Annotated in this window: 14 protein-coding genes; 7 read left to right on the plus strand and 7 right to left on the minus strand. The window is 67.3% G+C overall.

The window, feature by feature from the left end:
* Positions 1-50 precede the first annotated feature (50 nt).
* Positions 51-2,762, plus strand: a complete 2,712-nt coding sequence (ppc, locus tag EGM71_RS03305; protein WP_188489733.1) for a phosphoenolpyruvate carboxylase — start codon at positions 51-53, stop codon at positions 2,760-2,762.
* A 126-nt stretch (positions 2,763-2,888) separates the two neighbouring features.
* Here ppc and EGM71_RS03310 read toward each other — a convergent pair whose 3' ends face one another.
* Entirely contained in the window at positions 2,889-3,395 is a 507-nt protein-coding gene (locus EGM71_RS03310) for an acyl-CoA thioesterase (RefSeq protein ID WP_099553699.1), read from the minus strand.
* Positions 3,396-3,534: 139 nt separating this feature from the next.
* Positions 3,535-4,746, minus strand: a complete 1,212-nt coding sequence (gene metK / locus EGM71_RS03315; protein ID WP_010481882.1) for a methionine adenosyltransferase — start codon at positions 4,744-4,746, stop codon at positions 3,535-3,537.
* A 336-nt stretch (positions 4,747-5,082) separates the two neighbouring features.
* Here metK and EGM71_RS03320 point away from each other — a divergent pair, with 336 nt between their 5' ends.
* The 3 genes from EGM71_RS03320 (at position 5,083) to EGM71_RS03330 (ending at position 8,793) form a co-directional block, all read left to right on the plus strand.
* Complete coding sequence (locus EGM71_RS03320; RefSeq protein ID WP_188487794.1) at positions 5,083-6,798, plus strand: lysophospholipid acyltransferase family protein; 1,716 nt, start codon at positions 5,083-5,085, stop codon at positions 6,796-6,798.
* Positions 6,795-7,595 carry a UDP-2,3-diacylglucosamine diphosphatase gene (locus EGM71_RS03325; protein ID WP_188487796.1) on the plus strand — a complete coding sequence of 267 codons (801 nt, stop codon included), beginning with the start codon at positions 6,795-6,797 and terminating at the stop codon, positions 7,593-7,595. The genes EGM71_RS03320 and EGM71_RS03325 overlap by 4 nt, the downstream gene beginning before the upstream one ends.
* Positions 7,596-7,734: 139 nt before the next feature.
* Entirely contained in the window at positions 7,735-8,793 is a 1,059-nt protein-coding gene (locus EGM71_RS03330) for a metal-dependent hydrolase (protein WP_188487799.1), read from the plus strand.
* Between the two features lie 81 nt (positions 8,794-8,874).
* Here the strand turns inward: EGM71_RS03330 and EGM71_RS03335 are convergent, their stop codons facing one another.
* The 5 genes from EGM71_RS03335 to EGM71_RS03355 form a co-directional block, all read right to left on the minus strand.
* Positions 8,875-9,702: a class I SAM-dependent methyltransferase gene (locus EGM71_RS03335; RefSeq protein ID WP_005408109.1), complete on the minus strand. Its 828-nt coding sequence runs from the start codon at positions 9,700-9,702 to the stop codon at positions 8,875-8,877.
* A 90-nt stretch (positions 9,703-9,792) separates the two neighbouring features.
* Positions 9,793-10,788 carry a tRNA dihydrouridine synthase DusB gene (dusB, locus tag EGM71_RS03340; RefSeq protein WP_188487801.1) on the minus strand — a complete coding sequence of 332 codons (996 nt, stop codon included), beginning with the start codon at positions 10,786-10,788 and terminating at the stop codon, positions 9,793-9,795.
* Positions 10,789-10,935: 147 nt separating this feature from the next.
* Entirely contained in the window at positions 10,936-11,367 is a 432-nt protein-coding gene (locus tag EGM71_RS03345) for a hypothetical protein (RefSeq protein WP_188487803.1), read from the minus strand.
* A gap of 149 nt (positions 11,368-11,516) precedes the next feature.
* Complete coding sequence (locus tag EGM71_RS03350; RefSeq protein ID WP_188487805.1) at positions 11,517-12,482, minus strand: ribokinase; 966 nt, start codon at positions 12,480-12,482, stop codon at positions 11,517-11,519.
* A gap of 25 nt (positions 12,483-12,507) precedes the next feature.
* Positions 12,508-13,806: a NupC/NupG family nucleoside CNT transporter gene (locus tag EGM71_RS03355; protein WP_188487807.1), complete on the minus strand. Its 1,299-nt coding sequence runs from the start codon at positions 13,804-13,806 to the stop codon at positions 12,508-12,510.
* A gap of 193 nt (positions 13,807-13,999) precedes the next feature.
* Here EGM71_RS03355 and EGM71_RS03360 point away from each other — a divergent pair, with 193 nt between their 5' ends.
* From EGM71_RS03360 to EGM71_RS03370, 3 genes are all read left to right on the plus strand, one after another.
* Positions 14,000-14,971: an aldo/keto reductase gene (locus tag EGM71_RS03360; protein WP_188487809.1), complete on the plus strand. Its 972-nt coding sequence runs from the start codon at positions 14,000-14,002 to the stop codon at positions 14,969-14,971.
* Positions 14,972-15,155: 184 nt separating this feature from the next.
* The gene (gene hemP / locus EGM71_RS03365) at positions 15,156-15,350 is read left to right on the plus strand and encodes a hemin uptake protein HemP (RefSeq protein ID WP_005412278.1); all 195 of its coding nucleotides are present in this window, start codon (positions 15,156-15,158) and stop codon (positions 15,348-15,350) included.
* A gap of 153 nt (positions 15,351-15,503) precedes the next feature.
* Positions 15,504-17,696, plus strand: coding sequence for a TonB-dependent hemoglobin/transferrin/lactoferrin family receptor (locus tag EGM71_RS03370; RefSeq protein WP_317608633.1), 2,193 nt, complete (start codon positions 15,504-15,506; stop codon positions 17,694-17,696).
* Position 17,697 lies beyond the last annotated feature (1 nt).

Consider the following 17,697-nt stretch of genomic DNA (forward strand, 5'->3'; position numbering starts at 1 on the left):
TGGGATAGGCTTGGGGCCTGGATCCGTTGACCGAGGCCTGTGCGTCGCCGATGAACGAGTACCGCAGCAGCATCGAGTTTGCTTCTCCCGATCTTCCGCTTCGCGATGACGTGCGCCGGCTCGGCGCACTGGTCGGTGACCTGCTGGTCGAACAGGTTTCGGCCGCCTTTCTCGACGATGTCGAGGATGTGCGCACCCGCGCCATTGCCCGCCGCGAGAACCAGGCGCCGCTGTCGGAGCTGGCCGAAGGGCTGGCCGGGCGCACGCCGCAGCAGGCCGAGACCATGGTGCGGGCCTTCAGCACCTACTTCCAGGTGGTCAACATCGCCGAGCGCGTGCATCGCATACGACGCCGCCGTGACTACCAGCGTGCCGGCACCGCGGGGGCGCAGCCCGACGGCCTGCAGGATGCGCTGCAGCACCTGAAGACGCAGGGCGTGGGCCTGGACGAGCTGGCGCAGTGGCTGCCCCGCATCGATATCGAACCGGTATTCACCGCGCATCCGACCGAAGCCGTGCGCCGCGCGCTGCTGGAGAAAGAGCAGCTGATGGTGGCCAGCCTGGTCGACAACCTCGACGGCCAGCGCACGCCGGGGGAAGCGGCCGCCGATGCCGCGCGCTTCCGCATGGCGCTGACCGCGTCGTGGCAGACCACCGATTCCTCGCCGGTGCGGCCTACCGTCGATGACGAGCGCGAGCACGTCGGCTTCTATCTGGTGCAGGTGCTGTACCGGGTGATCCCGGTGCTGTACGAATCGCTGCAGCAGGCGCTGCGCGATACCTACGGCGAAGAACTGCCGCTGCCGCGCCTGCTGCGTTTTGGCACCTGGGTGGGCGGTGACATGGACGGCAACCCGAACGTGGATGCCCACACCATCCGCAATACGCTGGATGCGCAGCGGCAGGCGGTGCTGGGGCGTTACCAGAAGGAACTGCTTCAGCTGGCCAGCCTGCTCAGCCAGTCCACCGAGCGGGTGGGCGTGAGCGAGGCGCTGCAGGCGCGCGTGGCGCACTACCAGCAGCTGCTGCCGCAGGTGCAGTCGCGTCCGCGCCACGCCGACATGCCCTACCGCCTGCTCAACGACCGCATGCGCGCACGCCTGCAGGCCACGTTGGATGACGGCGAAGGCGCCTACGCCGGTCCGGACGAACTGATCGACGACCTGCAGTTGATCCTCGACAGCCTGCGCGCCAATCGCGGCGAACATGCCGGTGGCTTTGCCGTGCAACGCCTGCTGTGGCGGGTGAAGACGTTTGGCTTCCACCTGGCGCGGTTGGACGTGCGCCAGGAATCGAGCGTGCATGCGCGCGCGCTGGCCACGGTGCTGGGCGGCGACGCGGCGTGGGACGGACTGGATGCCTTGGATCGCGCGCGCCTGCTGGCACCGCATGCCAGTGGCGAGGCGCTGTTGCCGAAGGGCGACGACGAAGGCAACCGGCGACTGGATGCCGTGTTCGCCGCACTGGCCGATGCCCGTGCGCGGCATGGCGGGGATGCACTGGGCAGCTACATCATCTCGATGGCACACGATCGCAGCGACGTGCTGGCGGTGCTGGCGCTGGCACGCCGTGGCGGCCTGGTGGAGGAGGGCGGTGCGGTGCCGCTGGACATCGCGCCGCTGTTCGAGACGGTGGATGATCTCAAGCGCGGCACCGCGACCCTGCGTGACCTGCTGGCCGACCCGATCTATCGCGCGCACCTGCAAGCACGCGACGACGTGCAGATGGTGATGCTGGGCTATTCGGACAGCAGCAAGGACGGTGGCATCGCCGCCTCGCGCTGGGGCCTGCAGCGTGCGCAGGTGGAACTGCTTGAGGTGGCGGCCGAGGCCGGCATCCGCCTGACCTTCTTCCATGGCCGTGGTGGTTCGATCAGCCGCGGTGGCGGCAAGACCACGCACGCGGTGGATGCGTCGCCGCGCGGCAGCATCGATGGCCGCCTGCGGGTGACCGAGCAGGGCGAGGTGATCCACCGCAAGTACGGCATCCGTGCGCTGGCCCTGCGGTCGCTGGAACAGGCCACCGGTGCGGTGCTGCGCGCCAGCCTGCGCCCGCGCGCCGCCGAGCCCCGCGAGGACGACTGGCGGCCGGTGATGGACGCGGTGGCGTCTGCGAGCAGCGAGTTGTATCGCGCCTTCGTCGGCCAGGCAGGCTTCATGGACTACTTCCGCACTGCCACGCCGATCGACGTGATCGAGCGGATGACGCTGGGCTCGCGGCCGTCACGCCGGCTCGGCCAGGACGCGGCACTGGGCAACCTGCGTGCGATTCCGTGGGTATTTGCCTGGAGCCAGGCACGCGCGGTGATTCCCGGCTGGTATGGCGTAGGCAGTGGCCTGCAGGCGGCGGTTGATGCCGGCCACGAACAGACCCTGCGCGATATGGCGCGAGACTGGCCGTTCTTCCGTACGTTCCTGGACGACATCGCGATGGTGCTGTCCAAGGGCGATATCACCATCGCCGAGCAGTTCTCGTTGTTGTCGGGTGAACTGCACGGGCGCTTCTTCCCGCAGGTGCAGCGCGAACTGGAACTCACCCGGCACTGGCTGCTGGCATTGATGGACCAGAAGACGCTGCTGGACCACGATGCGCGATTGGCGCTGTCGATCCGCCTGCGCAATCCCTACGTCGATCCGATCAGCGTGCTGCAGGTGGACCTGCTGCAGCGCTGGCGGGCCAGCGGGCGCGAGGATGAGGACCTGCTGCGCGCGTTGGTGGCCTGCGTGAACGGTGTTTCGCAGGGCGTGCAGAACACCGGTTGATCCGCATCCGCCGGGCATGGCCCAGCGAATTCGAAATGGTAGTGCCGGCCGCTGGCCGGCAACCTCATGATGTTCGGCAGCACGCGCGAGGTTGCCGGCCAGCGGCCGGCACTACCGGGTTCACGCTCATTCCTCCGGCGACGGCGGGTTCGACGCCAGCAGTTCCAGATGGCGCTGTTCCATTTCCTGGCGCAGCTGGCGGCGGATCTGCGCCGCGGCCTGGCGGCGCTTCTCGTCGGACGTCGCCGGCTGCAATGGCGGGACCGGCGTCGGACGGCCTTCCTCATCCACTGCCACCATGGTGAAGAAGCAGCTGTTGGCGTGGCGCACGCTGCGCTTGAGGATGTCCTCGGCCACCACCTTGATACCGATCTCCATCGACGAGGTGCCGGTGTAGTTCACCGAGGCCAGGAAGGTGACCAGCTCGCCCACCGCGATGGGCTGGCGGAACATCACCTGGTCCACCGACAGGGTGACCACGTAGCTGCCGGCGTAACGGCTGGCGCAGGCGTAGGCGACCTGGTCGAGCAGGCGCAGGACCGCGCCACCGTGGACCTTGCCGGAGAAATTGGCCATCTCCGGCGACATCAGCACGGTCATGGACAGCTGGTGGGTTTTCAGTTCGGTCGACATGCGGCGATTGTATCGGCAACCGGGTAGTGCCGGCCGCTGGCCGGCAGCCACGCGACTGTTTCCGGAGGCCATGAAAAAGCCGGCCAGCGGCCGGCTCTACCAGAAGCAGAAGGGCCGCTTGCGCGGCCCTTCGTGTTTCTTACTTCAGCTTCGCATCGGCGCGCAGGGCGGCGGCGCGGTCGGTCTTCTCCCAGGAGAAGGCCGTGGCGTTGACGGTCTCGCCTTCGCCGTTGAGGTAGCTGAACTCCTTCGGCTTGCGGCCGAAGTGGCCATAGGCCGCGGTCTGCTGGTACATCGGGTGCACCAGGTCGAGCATCTTGATGATGCCGTACGGGCGCAGGTCGAAGTGCTTGCGGATCAGCTTCTCGATCTTGTCGTCGCTGATCTTGCCGGTGCCGAAGGTGGTGACCGAGATCGAGGTCGGCTCAGCCACGCCGATGGCGTAGGAGACCTGCACTTCGCAACGGTCGGCCAGGCCGGCGGCAACCACGTTCTTGGCGACGTAGCGGGCCGCGTAGGCTGCCGAACGGTCGACCTTGGACGGGTCCTTGCCGGAGAAGGCACCACCACCGTGACGGGCCCAGCCGCCGTAGGTGTCGACGATGATCTTGCGGCCGGTCAGGCCGCAGTCGCCCACCGGGCCGCCGATCTCGAACTTGCCGGTCGGGTTGATGTGGAACTTGGTGCCCTTGTGCAGCCACTTGGCCGGCAGCACCGGCTTGATGATCTCTTCGCGGACGGCCTCGATGAGGTCCTTCTGCTTGATGCCCGGGGCGTGCTGGGTCGACAGGACCACGGCGTCGATGGCCGAAACCACGCCGTTTTCATAGCGCAGGGTGACCTGGCTCTTGGCGTCCGGGCGCAGCCACGACAGCGGCGAATTCTTCTTCTTGCGGATCTTGGCCTGCTGCTCGACCAGGCGGTGCGACAGGTGGATCGCGGCCGGCATGTAGCTGTCGGTTTCGTTGGTGGCATAGCCGAACATCAGGCCCTGGTCGCCAGCGCCCATTTCTTCCGGCTTCTTGCGATCCACGCCCTGGGCGATGTGCGGCGACTGCTTGCCGATCAGGTTCAGCACGCCACAGGTGGCGCCGTCGAAGCCGACGTCGGAGCTGTCGTAGCCGATGTCCGTGATGACCTTGCGGGTCAGCGCTTCCAGGTCGATCCAGGCGCTGGTGGTGATTTCACCGGCCACGATGGCAACGCCGGTCTTGACCATGGTCTCGCAGGCCACGCGGGCGCGCTGGTCCTGGGTCAGGATCGCGTCCAGCACCGCATCGGAGATCTGGTCGGCAACCTTGTCCGGATGGCCTTCGGAGACCGACTCGGAGGTGAAGAGATAGCTGGACATCAGGCGTAATATCCCTTGATTCGGATGGAAAGATGGGCGCGAATGATACACGGGGTGCGCCGCCTGTGCATTGTGAACCTGTACCGGTTGCCGGTGGTTAAGCCCGTGTAGGCCCGGCAGGGGCCGTCCGGCCGGGATTGGGGGCCAGCCTCGAGGCCCAGTGTTCTACCAGCGTGACAACAGACGGGACGGCTGCCGGCCCCGACCGCGCAGGCCACGACGCCGTCCGCCAGAGCGGCCAGCCGTCATCGTTCTGCCCCGAAACCGCCATCTGGCTGCCGCCTGCCGGGCGCAGGCTGTCGGCCAATCCGGCCGCCGGGTATGAGTGGATCCGCCATGCAGGAACTCGAACAGCGTCTCCAGCAACGTTTCCCCGATTGGTTCCATGGCCGTCGTGGCCAACTGGCGCGGCCGTTGCTGCGCAGCGTCGGCCGCTGGTCGCGCCTGGACCAGATCGAGGCCTTCCTGCAGCGCAGTTCAGGCCTGCGCGGCTTCGGTTTCGTCGCCGCCGGCCTGGAATTCATCGACGGCCAGTACCAGGTGGATCCGGCCGCGCTGGCGAAGATCCCGGCCACCGGCCGCCTGCTGATCGTCGCCAATCACCCGTCCGGGGCGCTGGACGCTCTCGCACTGCTGGACGCGGTCGGCCGCATCCGTCGTGATGTGCGGATCGTGGCCAACGACCTGCTGGGGGCGATCGCGCCGCTGCAGGACCTGCTGCTGCCGGTGCGCATCCTCGGCGGCAAGGCGCAGCGCGGCAGCCTGCATGCCGTGGAGGAAGCATTGGCCGCCGAGCAGTGCGTGATCGTGTTCCCGGCCGGCGAGGTCTCGCGGCTGTCGCTGCGCGGCATCCGCGACGGCCGTTGGCAGCGGGGATTCGTCCGCTTTGCCCGCGCGGCCGGTGCGCCGGTGCTGCCGGTGCGGGTGGAAGCGCGCAATTCGGCGCTGTTCTATGGTGCCTCGACCCTGTTCAAGCCGGCCGGAACCGCGCTGCTGGCGCGCGAGATGTTCACCCGTCGTGGCCGCCCGCTGCGGCTGAGCATCGGTGAGCCGATGCAGCTGGGCAAGGGCGGCGACCCGGGCGCACAGCTGCTGGCCGTGCGCCGCGCGCTCTACGCGCTGGGCCGCAATGGCGCGGCCGGCAATGCCGCTGCCTTCGCAGGCCCCGAGCCACTGGCGTCCCCCGTGCCGCCTTCGCAGGTCGCTGCCGGCATTGCCGCGGCCACCCAGCTGGGCCAGACCGCCGATGGCAAGCAGATCCTGCTGGCGACCTGTACCGCCGATTCACCGCTGCTGCTGGAACTGGGCCGCCTGCGCGAACTGACCTTCCGCCAGGTGGGCGAGGGCACAGGGCGCAGCCGCGACCTGGACGACTACGACCCGCAGTACGAACACATCGTGATCTGGGATGCGGCGGCGCAGCGCATCGCCGGTGCCTACCGCATCATGCGCGGCGCCCAGGCCCTGGCCCGGCACGGCCTGTCCGGACTCTACAGCGCGTCGCTGTTCCGCTATTCCGATGATGCGATCACCCACATCGCCGAGGGCCTGGAGCTGGGCCGCAGCTTCGTGGTGCCCGACTACTGGGGCAGCCGCAGCCTGGACTACCTGTGGCAGGGCATTGGTGCCTACCTGCAGTGCCGACCGGGCATCCGCTACCTGTTCGGCGCGGTGTCGATCAGCGCGGCCCTGCCACGCGATGCACGCGAGCAGCTGGTGGCGTACTACCAGCGCTACTACAGCGGTAGCGCCGGCCTGGCCGAATCGAACCGCCCCTTCCAGTACTTCGCTGCGCCGCCGAGTTTCGGTGAGCTGGATGCAGGCGCAGCCTTCGATGTGCTCAAGGCCAACCTGGCCGCACTCGGCACCGGGGTGCCGACGCTGTACCGCCAGTACACCGATCTGTGCGAACCCGGCGGTGCGCGTTTCCTGGCTTTCGGTGTCGATCCGGATTTCAGTGATTCGATCGACGGCCTGATCGAAGTCGACCTGTGCGCGATCCGGCCGAACAAGCGCAAACGCTACCTGCGCGACGCGGGGACGCCGGCATGAGCACGCTGGCGAACCTGTCGCCACACCGGCGCGCAGTGTTCGTCTCCGACGTGCACCTGGGCTCACGTCATTGCCATGCCACCGAGCTGGCGCGGTTCCTCTCACAGCTGCGCTGCGAACGGCTGTACCTGGTTGGCGACATCATCGACCTGTGGTGGATGGCGCATCGCCGCGCCAACTGGCGGCAGTCGCACAGTGAAGTCATCCAGGCTCTGCACGCCCTGCGCCGTGCAGGCACCGAGATCATCTACATTCCCGGCAACCACGACGCATCGCTGCGCCACATATGCGGGGTGATGCTGCCGGCCATGCAGGTGCGCCGCCGTGCCATCCACGTGACCGCCGATGGCCGCAGGTTGCTGGTCGCACACGGGGACGAGTACGACGGCGTGACCCACTTCGGCGGCCTGCAGGAAAAATTCGGCGACTGGCTGTACTACCGCATCCTCACCGGCAACCAGGCGCTGAACGCGGTGCGGCGCCGGCTGGGCATGCGCTACTGGTCGCTGTCGGAGTTCCTGAAGAAGCGCAGCGGCGCCGCCGAACGCTACATCGAGCGTTTCGTGCAGGCCGGGCTGGATGACGTGCGTCGGCGCGGCCTGGACGGCATCGTCTGCGGCCATATCCACCGCGCGGCGCTGGTCGAACGCGATGGCCTGGTCTACGCCAACGACGGCGACTGGGTGGAGAGCCTGACCGCACTGGCCGAAGACCATGATGGCGCGCTGCGCCTGCTCGACCACAACGGCCAGACCCTTGTGGAACTGCCGGGTGCGCGCTTGTCGCAGGCAGCATGACCCGTTTCCGTAGAGTCGCCTGTCGCACGTAGCGCGCGGTTTCCGCAACCTGATGGAAGAGCAGTCGACTGGCAGTCGACTCTACAGAAGCGGTGTCCGGGAGTGAGACGGCGCGCCCGCAAGCCGCTAGCATCGACCAATGGATTCCCTGACCCAGATCGTGCTCGGCGGCGCCGTCGCTGCTGCCATCGCTCCGCCCGGCCATCGCCGCGCGGCCCTGCTGGCCGGTGCAGCGCTTGGCACCCTGCCGGACCTCGATGCCCTGTGGCTCGGCTTCACCGCTGCCGACCCGGTGGCGAACATGATCGAGCACCGCAGCTTCAGCCATTCGCTGCTGGTGCTGCCCTGGGTAGCGGCGCTGATCTGGTGGCTGTTCAAGCGCTTCGGCAACGGTCGGGTCGCACAGTCACCGGTGCGCTGGTTCTGGGCGATCCAGCTGGCGCTGGTCACCCATCCCGTGCTGGATGCATTCACCGTCTATGGCACGCAGCTGTGGTGGCCGCTGCGCCCACATCCGACCATGGGTTCCAGTGTCTTCATCATCGATCTCGGCTACACGGTGTGGCTGCTGCTGGGCTGCGTGCTGGCCTGGTTTGGCCGCGCCCGGCCCTGGGCGGGCAAGGTGCTGGGCATGGCCCTGCTGCTCAGCAGTGGCTATCTGGGCTGGGGCCTGATCGCCAAGGCACAGGTCGACCATGCCGCGCAGCAGGGCCTGGCCGCGATGGGCCTGGGCGATGCGCCGCGCTTCTCGGTGCCGATGCCGTTCAATACCCTGCTGTGGCGGGTGGTGGCGATGACGCCCAGCGGCTACGTGGTGGGCGACCGCTCGCTGGTGGCCGACCACGGGCCGATGCGGTTCGAGGGCCACGCGTCCAACGTGCAGGCCTTGCGCGAAGCGGCGGCCATCCCGGCGGTGCAGCAGCTGCAGTGGTTCAACCGCGGCTTCATGCGTGCGCAGGTCGTGGACGGCCGGCTGGTGCTGAGCGACCTGCGCATGGGGCTGGAGCCGGACTACACCTTCAACTTCGTCGTGGCCGAACAGGCTGATGGGCAGTGGCGGGCGATCACGCCCGAGCAGGTGCGCGTGGATTACAGCAGTCCTGCCGCGCGCGCTGACGCCGGTCGACGGTTGGCCGCGATGTGGCAGCGGATCTGGCAGGAGCCGGCAGCCTCCGCGACTGGTGCCGCGCACCCGTAGATCCACGCCATGCGTGGATGAAGGGACATCGGCGGTGACAGCCACGCGTGGCGTGGCTCTACCGAATCAACACCGTACGGATCAATACACCGTGGCGCGGCCCTGCACGAACGAATAGAAGAACACCGCGTTCGGGTCGTTCTGCACCAGGCGGAACTCGCGGCGCATGCCTTCCACGGTTTCCTCGTCCACCGAGCCGGCCTGCAGCAGCTGGTCGGCTGCCGACAGCAGCAGCTGCTCCCAGAACGCGATCATCGTCTTGCGACGCGCTGGTTCGCGGTTGTCCAGGTGGATGGTCTTGATCTCGGTATGCACGTCGCGGAAGCCGCCGGCCAGCAGCAGGTTGCCCAGCTTGGCGCCGACGAACGGGTCGCCCCCGTGGTCGTACTGGAAATCGTTGAAGGCCATCCAGTAGCGCCAGATATGCGGCGAATACGGGTCGAGCAGGAACGAGGCATTCATCACCTCGGTGATGTACACCGGCGAACCCGGTGCCAGCACCCGGCGCACTTCGCTCAGCACGCGCGCCGGTGACGGCACGTGCTCCAGCACCCAGCACAGGAACGCCGCGTCGAAGCTGCGTGCTTCGAACGGCAGCTCACCGGCGTCGGCCTGCTGCAGGGTGTAGCGGTCGCTGCACCACGGCGTGCGCGCCAGGTTCTCACGCGCGGTGGCCAGCTGCGTTTCGCTCAGGTCCACGCCGGTCACGTGCAGCTCGGGGAAGCGGCGCAGCAGGATCTCGGTCTGTGCGCCGACGCCGCTGCCGACTTCCAGCAGGCGCCGCGCGCCGCTGTAGTCGATCTGGCCGAAGATGCTCGATTCCAGCAGCCGGGCCTGGGTCATCAGGCGCTGCTGCTCGGTGCCGGAAAAGCCGTGCAGATAGGTCGGGGAAGAGATCGGCGGCGTCATGGTGGGCTCTTGTAGCGTCGAGCGTGCTCGACGGCTCTGGAAATCCGGGTGTGAGGCAGTCGAGCAGGCTCGACCACGGACTGGGGGCGATCAGGCGGCCGACGGCAGCGCCGGGTCCCCGGCGATCAGGCGGTCGAAGTATTCGGTGGTCAATGCGATCTGGCTGGCCGGATCCTCGGCACGGTTGACCACTGCGCGGAAGGCCGCATTCTCCGGCCGGTCCTTGGCATACCAGCCCAGGTGCTTGCGCGCGATGCGCACGCCCTGTGGCTCGCCGTAGAACGCATGCAGCGCATGCAGGTGGCCGAGCAGGATGTCGCGCACTTCCTCCAGCGACGGCGGCGGAAGCTCCTCGCCGGTGGCCAGGTAGTGCGCCACCTCGCGGAAGATCCATGGCCGGCCCTGTGCCGAGCGGCCGATCATCACTGCGTCCACGCCGGTCTGCTGCAGCACGTAGGCGGCCTTCTGCGGCGAATCGATATCGCCGTTGGCGATCACCGGAATGCGCAGCGCGGCCTTGATCTCACCGATCGTGGCGTACTCCGCCTGGCCGGTGTAATGCTGGTCGCGGGTGCGGCCGTGCACGGCCAGTGCAGCGATACCGCTGTCCTCGGCGATGCGCGCGATCACCGGGCCATTGCGGTGGTCGCAGTCCCAACCGGTGCGGATCTTCAGCGTGACCGGCACGTCCACCGCGTTGACCACGGCTTCGAGGATGCGCGCCACCAGCTGTTCGTCGCGCATCAGTGCCGAGCCGGCCCAGGCGTTGCACACCTTCTTGGCCGGGCAGCCCATGTTGATGTCGATGATCTGCGCGCCGTGGTCGACGTTGTAGCGTGCGGCCTCGGCCAGCTGCTGCGGCTCGGTGCCGGCGATCTGCACGCTGATCGGTGCCGGTTCGCCGTCATGGTCCATGCGGTGGATCGACTTGCGCGTGTTCCAGAAGCGCGGGTCGCTGATGGTCATTTCCGAGGCGGCCAGTCCCGCACCCAGCCGTTTGCACAGCAGGCGGAAGGGCTTGTCGGTGACGCCGGCCATGGGCGCCAGCACGACGTTGGGGGCAATGGTGTACGGGCCGATCTGCATGCGCCCATTGTAGGGCGAGGGCGGCGGTACGGCCGTGTCGGGCGCGTCCCGGTTCAGGCCGATCGGCACCGACCTCATGCTGTACCGGCATCAGCAGATGCTTGACGGTTGCTTCCGCCGCCCCCAAGGGCGGGCGATGGTAGGCGGCTAGCCCAGGCTCTGCCAGGCCTGGCGGGTACCCACGGCGAAGGCCAGCCCCAGGCCCAGGCAGACCAGCGAACTGGCCGCCCAGAAGCGTACGCCGTTGTAGCCGGGGCGGAACAGCGCCAGGCCGAAGCCCATTGCCGCGCGCAGCAGCAGCAAGGCAGCGATGGCGGGCAGGACCAGGCGGCTGGCCGGCAGCGGTGAATGCCAACCCGCGGCGGCCAGTGCATACAGGGTCCAGGCCACCAGCACGGCCGTGATGCCGGCGGTCATCAGCGGTGGCCACCAATGCCCGGCCTGTGCCAGCTGGACCATGCGCGGGCCGGCACCGAAGTACCTGTACCAAGGGGCACCAAAAGCGATGCAGCCGATATGCAGCAGGGCCGCGATGGCACTGCCGGCGGCCGCGACCAGCAACCAGGGGAATCCGTCCATGTCCTGCCCGTGCAAGGAAGCTGCGCGGATGGTGGGCGAGGGGCAGGGTGTGGGCAATGCGACCGGCAGTCGCAGCCGCTGGGAACTGGCCAAAAGAAAGGCCCGGGTGCCTGCACATCCGGGCCCTCTCATCCACGCATGGCGTGGATCTATTTTGCTTCGGCGTCTGCCGGGGTGAAGCGCGGCATCGCCGCAGCGGCGCCTTCCTTCTCGGTCGAACGACCGGCGAACTGGTTGGCGAAGCGCACGTGGCGGGCGAACGGGGCGTCGACGACCTGCGCCAGCGACGCGGCCAGCGCGCCGTTGAAGGCGTCACCGGCACCCGTGGTGTCGATGGCCTGCACCTGTTCGGCACCGACACGGTAGTACGGCTGGGTATCGCCGCGCAGGTTCTCGTCGGCGTGCGACACGAACACGCCCACCGAACCCAGGGTCACCACCACGGTGCCATTGCCGACCAGCTTGCGGCACAGCGCATGCAGGCTGGCGCCATCCAGCGCGGCGACGTCGTTGGCATCCACGCGCTCACCCACATGGCGGCCGAGCAGGGCAGCGAACTCGGTCTCGTTCGGGGTGATCACATCGGCCAGCTTGAGCAGGCCGATGGTCGAGGGCGCGTCGGCCGGTGCAGTGTTGAGCACGGTGGTGACACCGGCCTCGCGGGCCGTGGCCAGCGCCGCCTCGATGGTCTGCACCGGCGATTCCAGTTGCACCAGCACCACCTTGGCGCGGGTCAGCAGGGCCTGCTGCTGTTGCAGGAAGTCGGTGCTCAGCGCGGCGTTGGCACCCGGGCCGATCACGATGGTGTTGCGGCCACGCGCGTCCACATAGATGCCCGCGGTGCCGGTCGGCTCGCTGCTGGCTTCGGCGATCAGCCCGAAGCCATCCTGTGCGGCCAGTTCGCGCGCGGTGGCGCCACCGGCGTCATCGCCCAGCGCGCACACGAAGTGGGTGTCGGCGCCGGCGCGGCAGGCCGCCACGGCCTGGTTGAAGCCCTTGCCACCGGGGCCGGTGCTGTAGCGGCCGGCAATGGTCGCACCCGGTGCCGGCAGCGACTCGCACCGCCACACGTGATCGACATTGAAGGAACCGACGACAACGACACTGCTGCTCATAGGGAATCTTTTCTCAACCAAGGGTTCAACTGAAGTGCGTCAGCACGCCGGCGATGGTCGCCGTCATGAAGGTGGCAATGGTACCGCCCAACACCGCGCGCAGGCCGAACTTGGCCAGATCGTGGCGACGTTCCGGAGCCAGGCCGCCGATACCGCCGATCTGGATCGCGATCGAGCTGAAGTTGGCAAAGCCGCACAGCGCGTAGGTGGCGATCAGGCGACCTTCTTCGGACAGGCTCACGCCGGCCACCTGGCCGTTCACGATCTGCGACAGCTCGGTGTAGGCCACGAACTCGTTGATCACGACCTTCTGGCCGATCAGCGAACCGACGGTGGTGGCATCGGCCCACGGGGTACCGATCACCCAGGCGATCGGGGCCAGCACGTAACCGAAAATGGTCGACAGGTTGGTCGGCTTGCCGATGGCAGCGGCCAGGCCGGTCACATCGCCGATCCAGGTCAGCGGGGCGTTCAGCAGCGCGATCAGGGCGATGAAGGCCAGCAGCATCGCGCCGATGTTCAGCGCCAGCTTCAGGCCGTCACCGGCACCGGCAGCGGCCGCGTCGATGATGTTGCTGGAGGTCTTTTCGACTTCCATCTTCACCGTGCCGCGGGTCAGCGGGGTGCCGGTTTCCGGGATCAGCAGCTTGGCCACGACCAGGGTGGCCGGAGCCGCCATGATGCTCGCCGCCAGCAGGTGCTTGGCGTAGAAGGCCTGTTGCGCCGGGTCGCCACCGCCGAGCATGCCCACGTAGGCCGCCAGCACGCCGCCGGCGATGTGGGCCATGCCGCCGATCATCATGGTCAGCAGCTCGGACTGGGTCATCTTGGCAATGTACGGGCGCACGGTCAGCGGCGCCTCGGTCTGGCCGATGAAGACGCTGGCGCAGACGCTGGTGGTTTCCGCGCCGGACACGCGCATCACCTTGGTGATGGACCAGGCCATCACGCGCACGATGCCCTGCATGACGTTGAGGTGGTACATCACCCCCATCAGCGCCGAGAAGAAGATGATGGTCGGCAGCACCTGGAAGGCGAAGATGAAGCCGTAGTTCTTGGTGTCCATCAACGAGCCGAAGATGAAGCCCGAGCCCTCGTTGACGAAGCTGAGAATCTTGACGAAGCCCTTGCCCAGCGCGTCGAACACGTCGCGCCCGCCCGGCACCAGGATCACCAGCGCCGCGAATGCGATCTGCAGGGTGATACCGGTGGCAACCAGCTTCCAGTCAACCGCACGCTTGTTGTTGGAAAACAACCAGGTGATGCCGATCAGCACCGCCAACCCGAACAGGCCGAAGCCGATCCTGCCCAAACCTTCGACCATGTGAGTGACTCCCCTGGGGCGTCGCGAAAAACGGGAAGCCTAGTGCAGGGCAGGGGCCGGGGCAAGAAAAAGCAGCGTGTGCGCACCCATCGGTACCGATCAGGCCAGCAACGGCAAGGGCTTGCGGCCAGCGGCGGCAGGTAGAATGGGGCTCGATCCCGGCCCGGATGCGGGCCCGCAGCAGGAGATTCGCATGCAATACCGTCGCCTGGGCTCTACCGGCCTGCCGATTTCCGCCCTGTCCTTCGGCGCCTGGGTGACCTTCGGTGACCAGATCCCGCGCGACGAGGCCCGCAACCTGGTGGCTGCCGCCTGGGACCACGGCGTCAACTTCTTCGACAACGCCGAGGGCTATGCCAACGGCCGCGCCGAACAGGTGATGGGCGATGTGATCGCCGACCTGCGCCTGCCGCGCGACGGCATCTGCGTCTCCAGCAAGGTGTTCTTCGGCAGCGCCAAGGATCCGCGGCCGACCCAGCGCGGCTTGTCGCGCAAGCATGTGACCGACGCCTGCCATGCTGCGCTCAAGCGCCTGCGGGTGGACTACCTGGACCTTTATTACTGCCATCGCCCGGATCCGGACGCGCCGATCGCCGAGACCGTGCATGCCATGGATACCCTGGTGCGGCAGGGCAAGATCCTCTACTGGGGTACCTCGGAGTGGTCGGCGCTGCAGATCCAGCAGGCGCTGGACATCGCCGAGGCGCGCAACCTGCAGGGCCCGTCGATGGAGCAGCCGCAGTACAACCTGCTGCACCGCGAGCGCGTCGAGGTCGAGTATGCGCCGCTGTATGCCGGTGCCGGCCTGGGCACGACCATCTTCTCACCGCTGGCCTCGGGCCTGCTCAGCGGCAAGTACGACCAGGGCATTCCGGTCGATGCGCGGCTGGGCCGCGAGGGCATGGAATGGCTGCAGGCGCTGGTGCTGGGGGACGACACCGAAGCCCGCCTGGCCCAGGTGCGCCGCTTCAGCGAGGTGGCGCGCGCGCTGGGGCACGCCCCGGCCACGCTGGCCATCGCCTGGTGCCTGCGCAACCCGAACGTCTCCAGCGTGATCCTCGGTGCCAGCCGGGTCAGCCAGCTGCTGCAGAACCTGCAGGCCCTGGACGTGCTGGAGCAGGTCGACGCGGCTGGCTGGGCGCAGGTCGAGGCCGTCTTCGCCTGACAGCCCTTTGTAGAGTCGGGCCACGCTCGACTCTACAAAGGCACGGTGTCGTTCTTTGATTGATGATATCTATCGAATTTTCGAATTCGATCATTAATCTCATCAATGAAATTGAGAATGGTTGTTGATTGTCAACTGAGAATCATTATCATTTAACTCGTCCCTCGCACGAGTCCAGATGCTCATGAATGCTCAACCTGTACTGCTGCGCCCCGAAACGCTGACCCTCCGCGATCGTCCGGTCCGTGTCGTTCCGCCGGAAGAGGTCATCGACAGCGAAGCCCTGCTCAAGGGCCGTCGTGAAATCCTGATCCAGCACGGCGACCGCTTCTATCGCCTGCGGCACACCAGCAACGACAAGCTGATCCTGACCAAGTAATCGCGGCCTGGTCGCCCGCCCCCCTCCCTCCTGCCGGCTGCGCCGACAGGGTGGGCGACCCGTCCGCTCCCGCTCTCTCCCCCTCGGTCTACCGCGTGCACCCTCCGGGTGTGCCGGTAACCGGGGGTTCCCCTGCCTGACCGAACGAACCCGATGACCCGCCAAACCGCCCTTTGCCTTGCCGTCTGGATGGCCCTGCCGCTGTCCGCCCACGCTGCTGCCGCGGCCACCGCCGCACCCGCCGCGCGCGAATTCGACCGTGTGCAGGTCACCGCCACCCGTACCGAGCGGGCGGTGAGCGATGTGGCGGCCACCGTGGACGTCATCGACCGCGAGCAGATGGACCGGCACCTGGTGCAGGACATCAAGGATCTGCTGCGCTACGAGCCGGGCCTGTCGGTCAGCCGCAGCGCCGCGCGCTTCGGCCTCGGCAGCATCCGCATCCGTGGCCTGGACGGCAACCGCGTGCGCGTGCAGACCGATGGCATCGCCATGCCCACCAGCTTCAACATCGGTTCGTTTTCCAACGCCAACCGCAACTTCACCGATCTGGATACGCTCAAGCGCGTGGAGATCGTGCGTGGCCCGGCCAGCTCGCTGTACGGGTCCGATGCGCTCGGTGGTGTGGTTGCCTTCGTCACCAAGGATCCGGCCGACTACCTGAAGGATGGCAAGGACAGCTACGTCGGCCTGAAGTTCGGCTACGACGGTGAGTGGAAGGGCCTGCTCGGTGGCGTCACCAGCGCGTTCGGCGGCGAGCACTGGAGCGGCATGGTCAACATCAACCATCGCCAGGGCCAGGAAACCGACAACAAGGGCGACGTGCGCAGCCTCGACAACACCCGTACCGCGCCCAACCCGCAGGACCGCGACGGTCGCAGTGGCCTGGCCAAGCTGGTCTACGCACCGAGCGAGGACCAGCGCTTCCGCCTGACCGTGGAAGGCAACGAAGACAACACCGATACCAACGTGCTTTCCTCGATCGACCGCACCACCACCACTGGCATGAAGGCGCGCGACACGCAGAACCGTACCCGCGTGTCGTTCGCCCATGAAATGGATGCGCTGGACAAGGGCTTCGCCGACAGCCTGCATTGGCAGCTGTATACCCAGCACAGCGAAACCAACCAGATCACCGACGAGGACCGTGCCAACCGCAGCCGTCGCCACCGCGAGTTCAATTTCGACCAGCGCGTGTACGGCCTGCAGGCACAGTTCAACAAGGCATTCAGCACCGGCAGCGTCGAGCACGCGTTGACCTATGGCTTCGAGGGTGCGCGCACCGAAATCCGCCAGAAGCGCGATGGCTACCAGGTGCTGGCCAACGGCCAGACCAGCACCACCATCCTGCCCGACGCCTTCCCGGTACGCGATTTCCCGATCAGCAAGACCACCGAGCTGGGCCTGTATGCGCAGGATGAAATGCGCATGGCCGGCGGCAAGCTGTCGCTGGTGCCGGGCGTGCGCGTGGACCGCTACGAACTGAAGCCGGAGGTGGACAGCATCTTCGCCGAAGACAATCCCGGCGTTGCGGTGGCCAAGCTGACCAAGACCAGCGTGTCGCCGAAGCTGGGCATGGTCTATCGCTTCACCGACGAATGGTCGCTGTTTGCCGGCTATTCGCATGGCTTCCGCTCGCCGCCGTACAACGACGTCAACCTGGGCTTCACCAACTTCGCCTTCGGTTACACCGCCATTCCCAATCCGGACCTGAAGCCGGAAACAAGTGACGGCATGGAACTGGGCCTGCGCTTCCTGTCGCCGGCGGCCTACGTCAGCCTCAGCGGCTACTACAACGAGTACAAGGACTTCATCGAGTCGCAGTCGCTGGTCGGTACCAACGCACAGGGCCTGATGGTGTTCCAGTCGCGCAACATCGCCGATGCGCGCATCTACGGTGCCGAGATGAAGGCCGGCGTCGACTTCGGCCAGATCAGCCCGGCGCTGCAGGGTTGGGCGCTGCGCAGTTCGGTGGCGTGGTCGCGCGGCGACAACAAGACCGAAGATACGCCGCTGGATTCGGTCGACCCGCTGCGCGGCACCGTCGGCCTGATGTACGACACCGACACCTGGGGCGTCGAACTGGCCGGTACCTTCGTCAAGCGCAAGGACCGCGTCACCGCGGCCACGGTGTACCGCCCGGCCGGCTACGGCGTGGCCGACCTGATGGCGCACTGGAAATTCGCCCCGGGCGCGACCTTCAACGTCGGCGTGTTCAACCTGGGCGACAAGCGCTACATCGATTGGTCCAACGTGGGTTCGACGCTGTCGCCGACCAGCCGCGTGCTGGATCGCTACACCAGCCCGGGCCGCACCCTCTCCGCCAGCCTTGCCGTTTCCTGGTGAC

The sequence above is a fragment of the Stenotrophomonas maltophilia genome, assembly GCF_006970445.1.
Lineage (GTDB): Bacteria > Pseudomonadota > Gammaproteobacteria > Xanthomonadales > Xanthomonadaceae > Stenotrophomonas > Stenotrophomonas maltophilia_AU.

What these genes read in the sequence shown, in the direction of transcription:
- ppc (WP_188489733.1), top strand. Translation starts at nt 51, where the DNA reads ATGAACGAGTACCGCAGCAGCATCGAGTTTGCTTCTCCCGATCTTCCG.
- EGM71_RS03310 (WP_099553699.1), bottom strand. Translation starts at nt 3,395, where the DNA reads ATGTCGACCGAACTGAAAACCCACCAGCTGTCCATGACCGTGCTGATG.
- metK (WP_010481882.1), bottom strand. Translation starts at nt 4,746, where the DNA reads ATGTCCAGCTATCTCTTCACCTCCGAGTCGGTCTCCGAAGGCCATCCG.
- EGM71_RS03320 (WP_188487794.1), top strand. Translation starts at nt 5,083, where the DNA reads ATGCAGGAACTCGAACAGCGTCTCCAGCAACGTTTCCCCGATTGGTTC.
- EGM71_RS03325 (WP_188487796.1), top strand. Translation starts at nt 6,795, where the DNA reads ATGAGCACGCTGGCGAACCTGTCGCCACACCGGCGCGCAGTGTTCGTC.
- EGM71_RS03330 (WP_188487799.1), top strand. Translation starts at nt 7,735, where the DNA reads ATGGATTCCCTGACCCAGATCGTGCTCGGCGGCGCCGTCGCTGCTGCC.
- EGM71_RS03335 (WP_005408109.1), bottom strand. Translation starts at nt 9,702, where the DNA reads ATGACGCCGCCGATCTCTTCCCCGACCTATCTGCACGGCTTTTCCGGC.
- dusB (WP_188487801.1), bottom strand. Translation starts at nt 10,788, where the DNA reads ATGCAGATCGGCCCGTACACCATTGCCCCCAACGTCGTGCTGGCGCCC.
- EGM71_RS03345 (WP_188487803.1), bottom strand. Translation starts at nt 11,367, where the DNA reads ATGGACGGATTCCCCTGGTTGCTGGTCGCGGCCGCCGGCAGTGCCATC.
- EGM71_RS03350 (WP_188487805.1), bottom strand. Translation starts at nt 12,482, where the DNA reads ATGAGCAGCAGTGTCGTTGTCGTCGGTTCCTTCAATGTCGATCACGTG.
- EGM71_RS03355 (WP_188487807.1), bottom strand. Translation starts at nt 13,806, where the DNA reads ATGGTCGAAGGTTTGGGCAGGATCGGCTTCGGCCTGTTCGGGTTGGCG.
- EGM71_RS03360 (WP_188487809.1), top strand. Translation starts at nt 14,000, where the DNA reads ATGCAATACCGTCGCCTGGGCTCTACCGGCCTGCCGATTTCCGCCCTG.
- hemP (WP_005412278.1), top strand. Translation starts at nt 15,156, where the DNA reads ATGAATGCTCAACCTGTACTGCTGCGCCCCGAAACGCTGACCCTCCGC.
- EGM71_RS03370 (WP_317608633.1), top strand. Translation starts at nt 15,504, where the DNA reads ATGACCCGCCAAACCGCCCTTTGCCTTGCCGTCTGGATGGCCCTGCCG.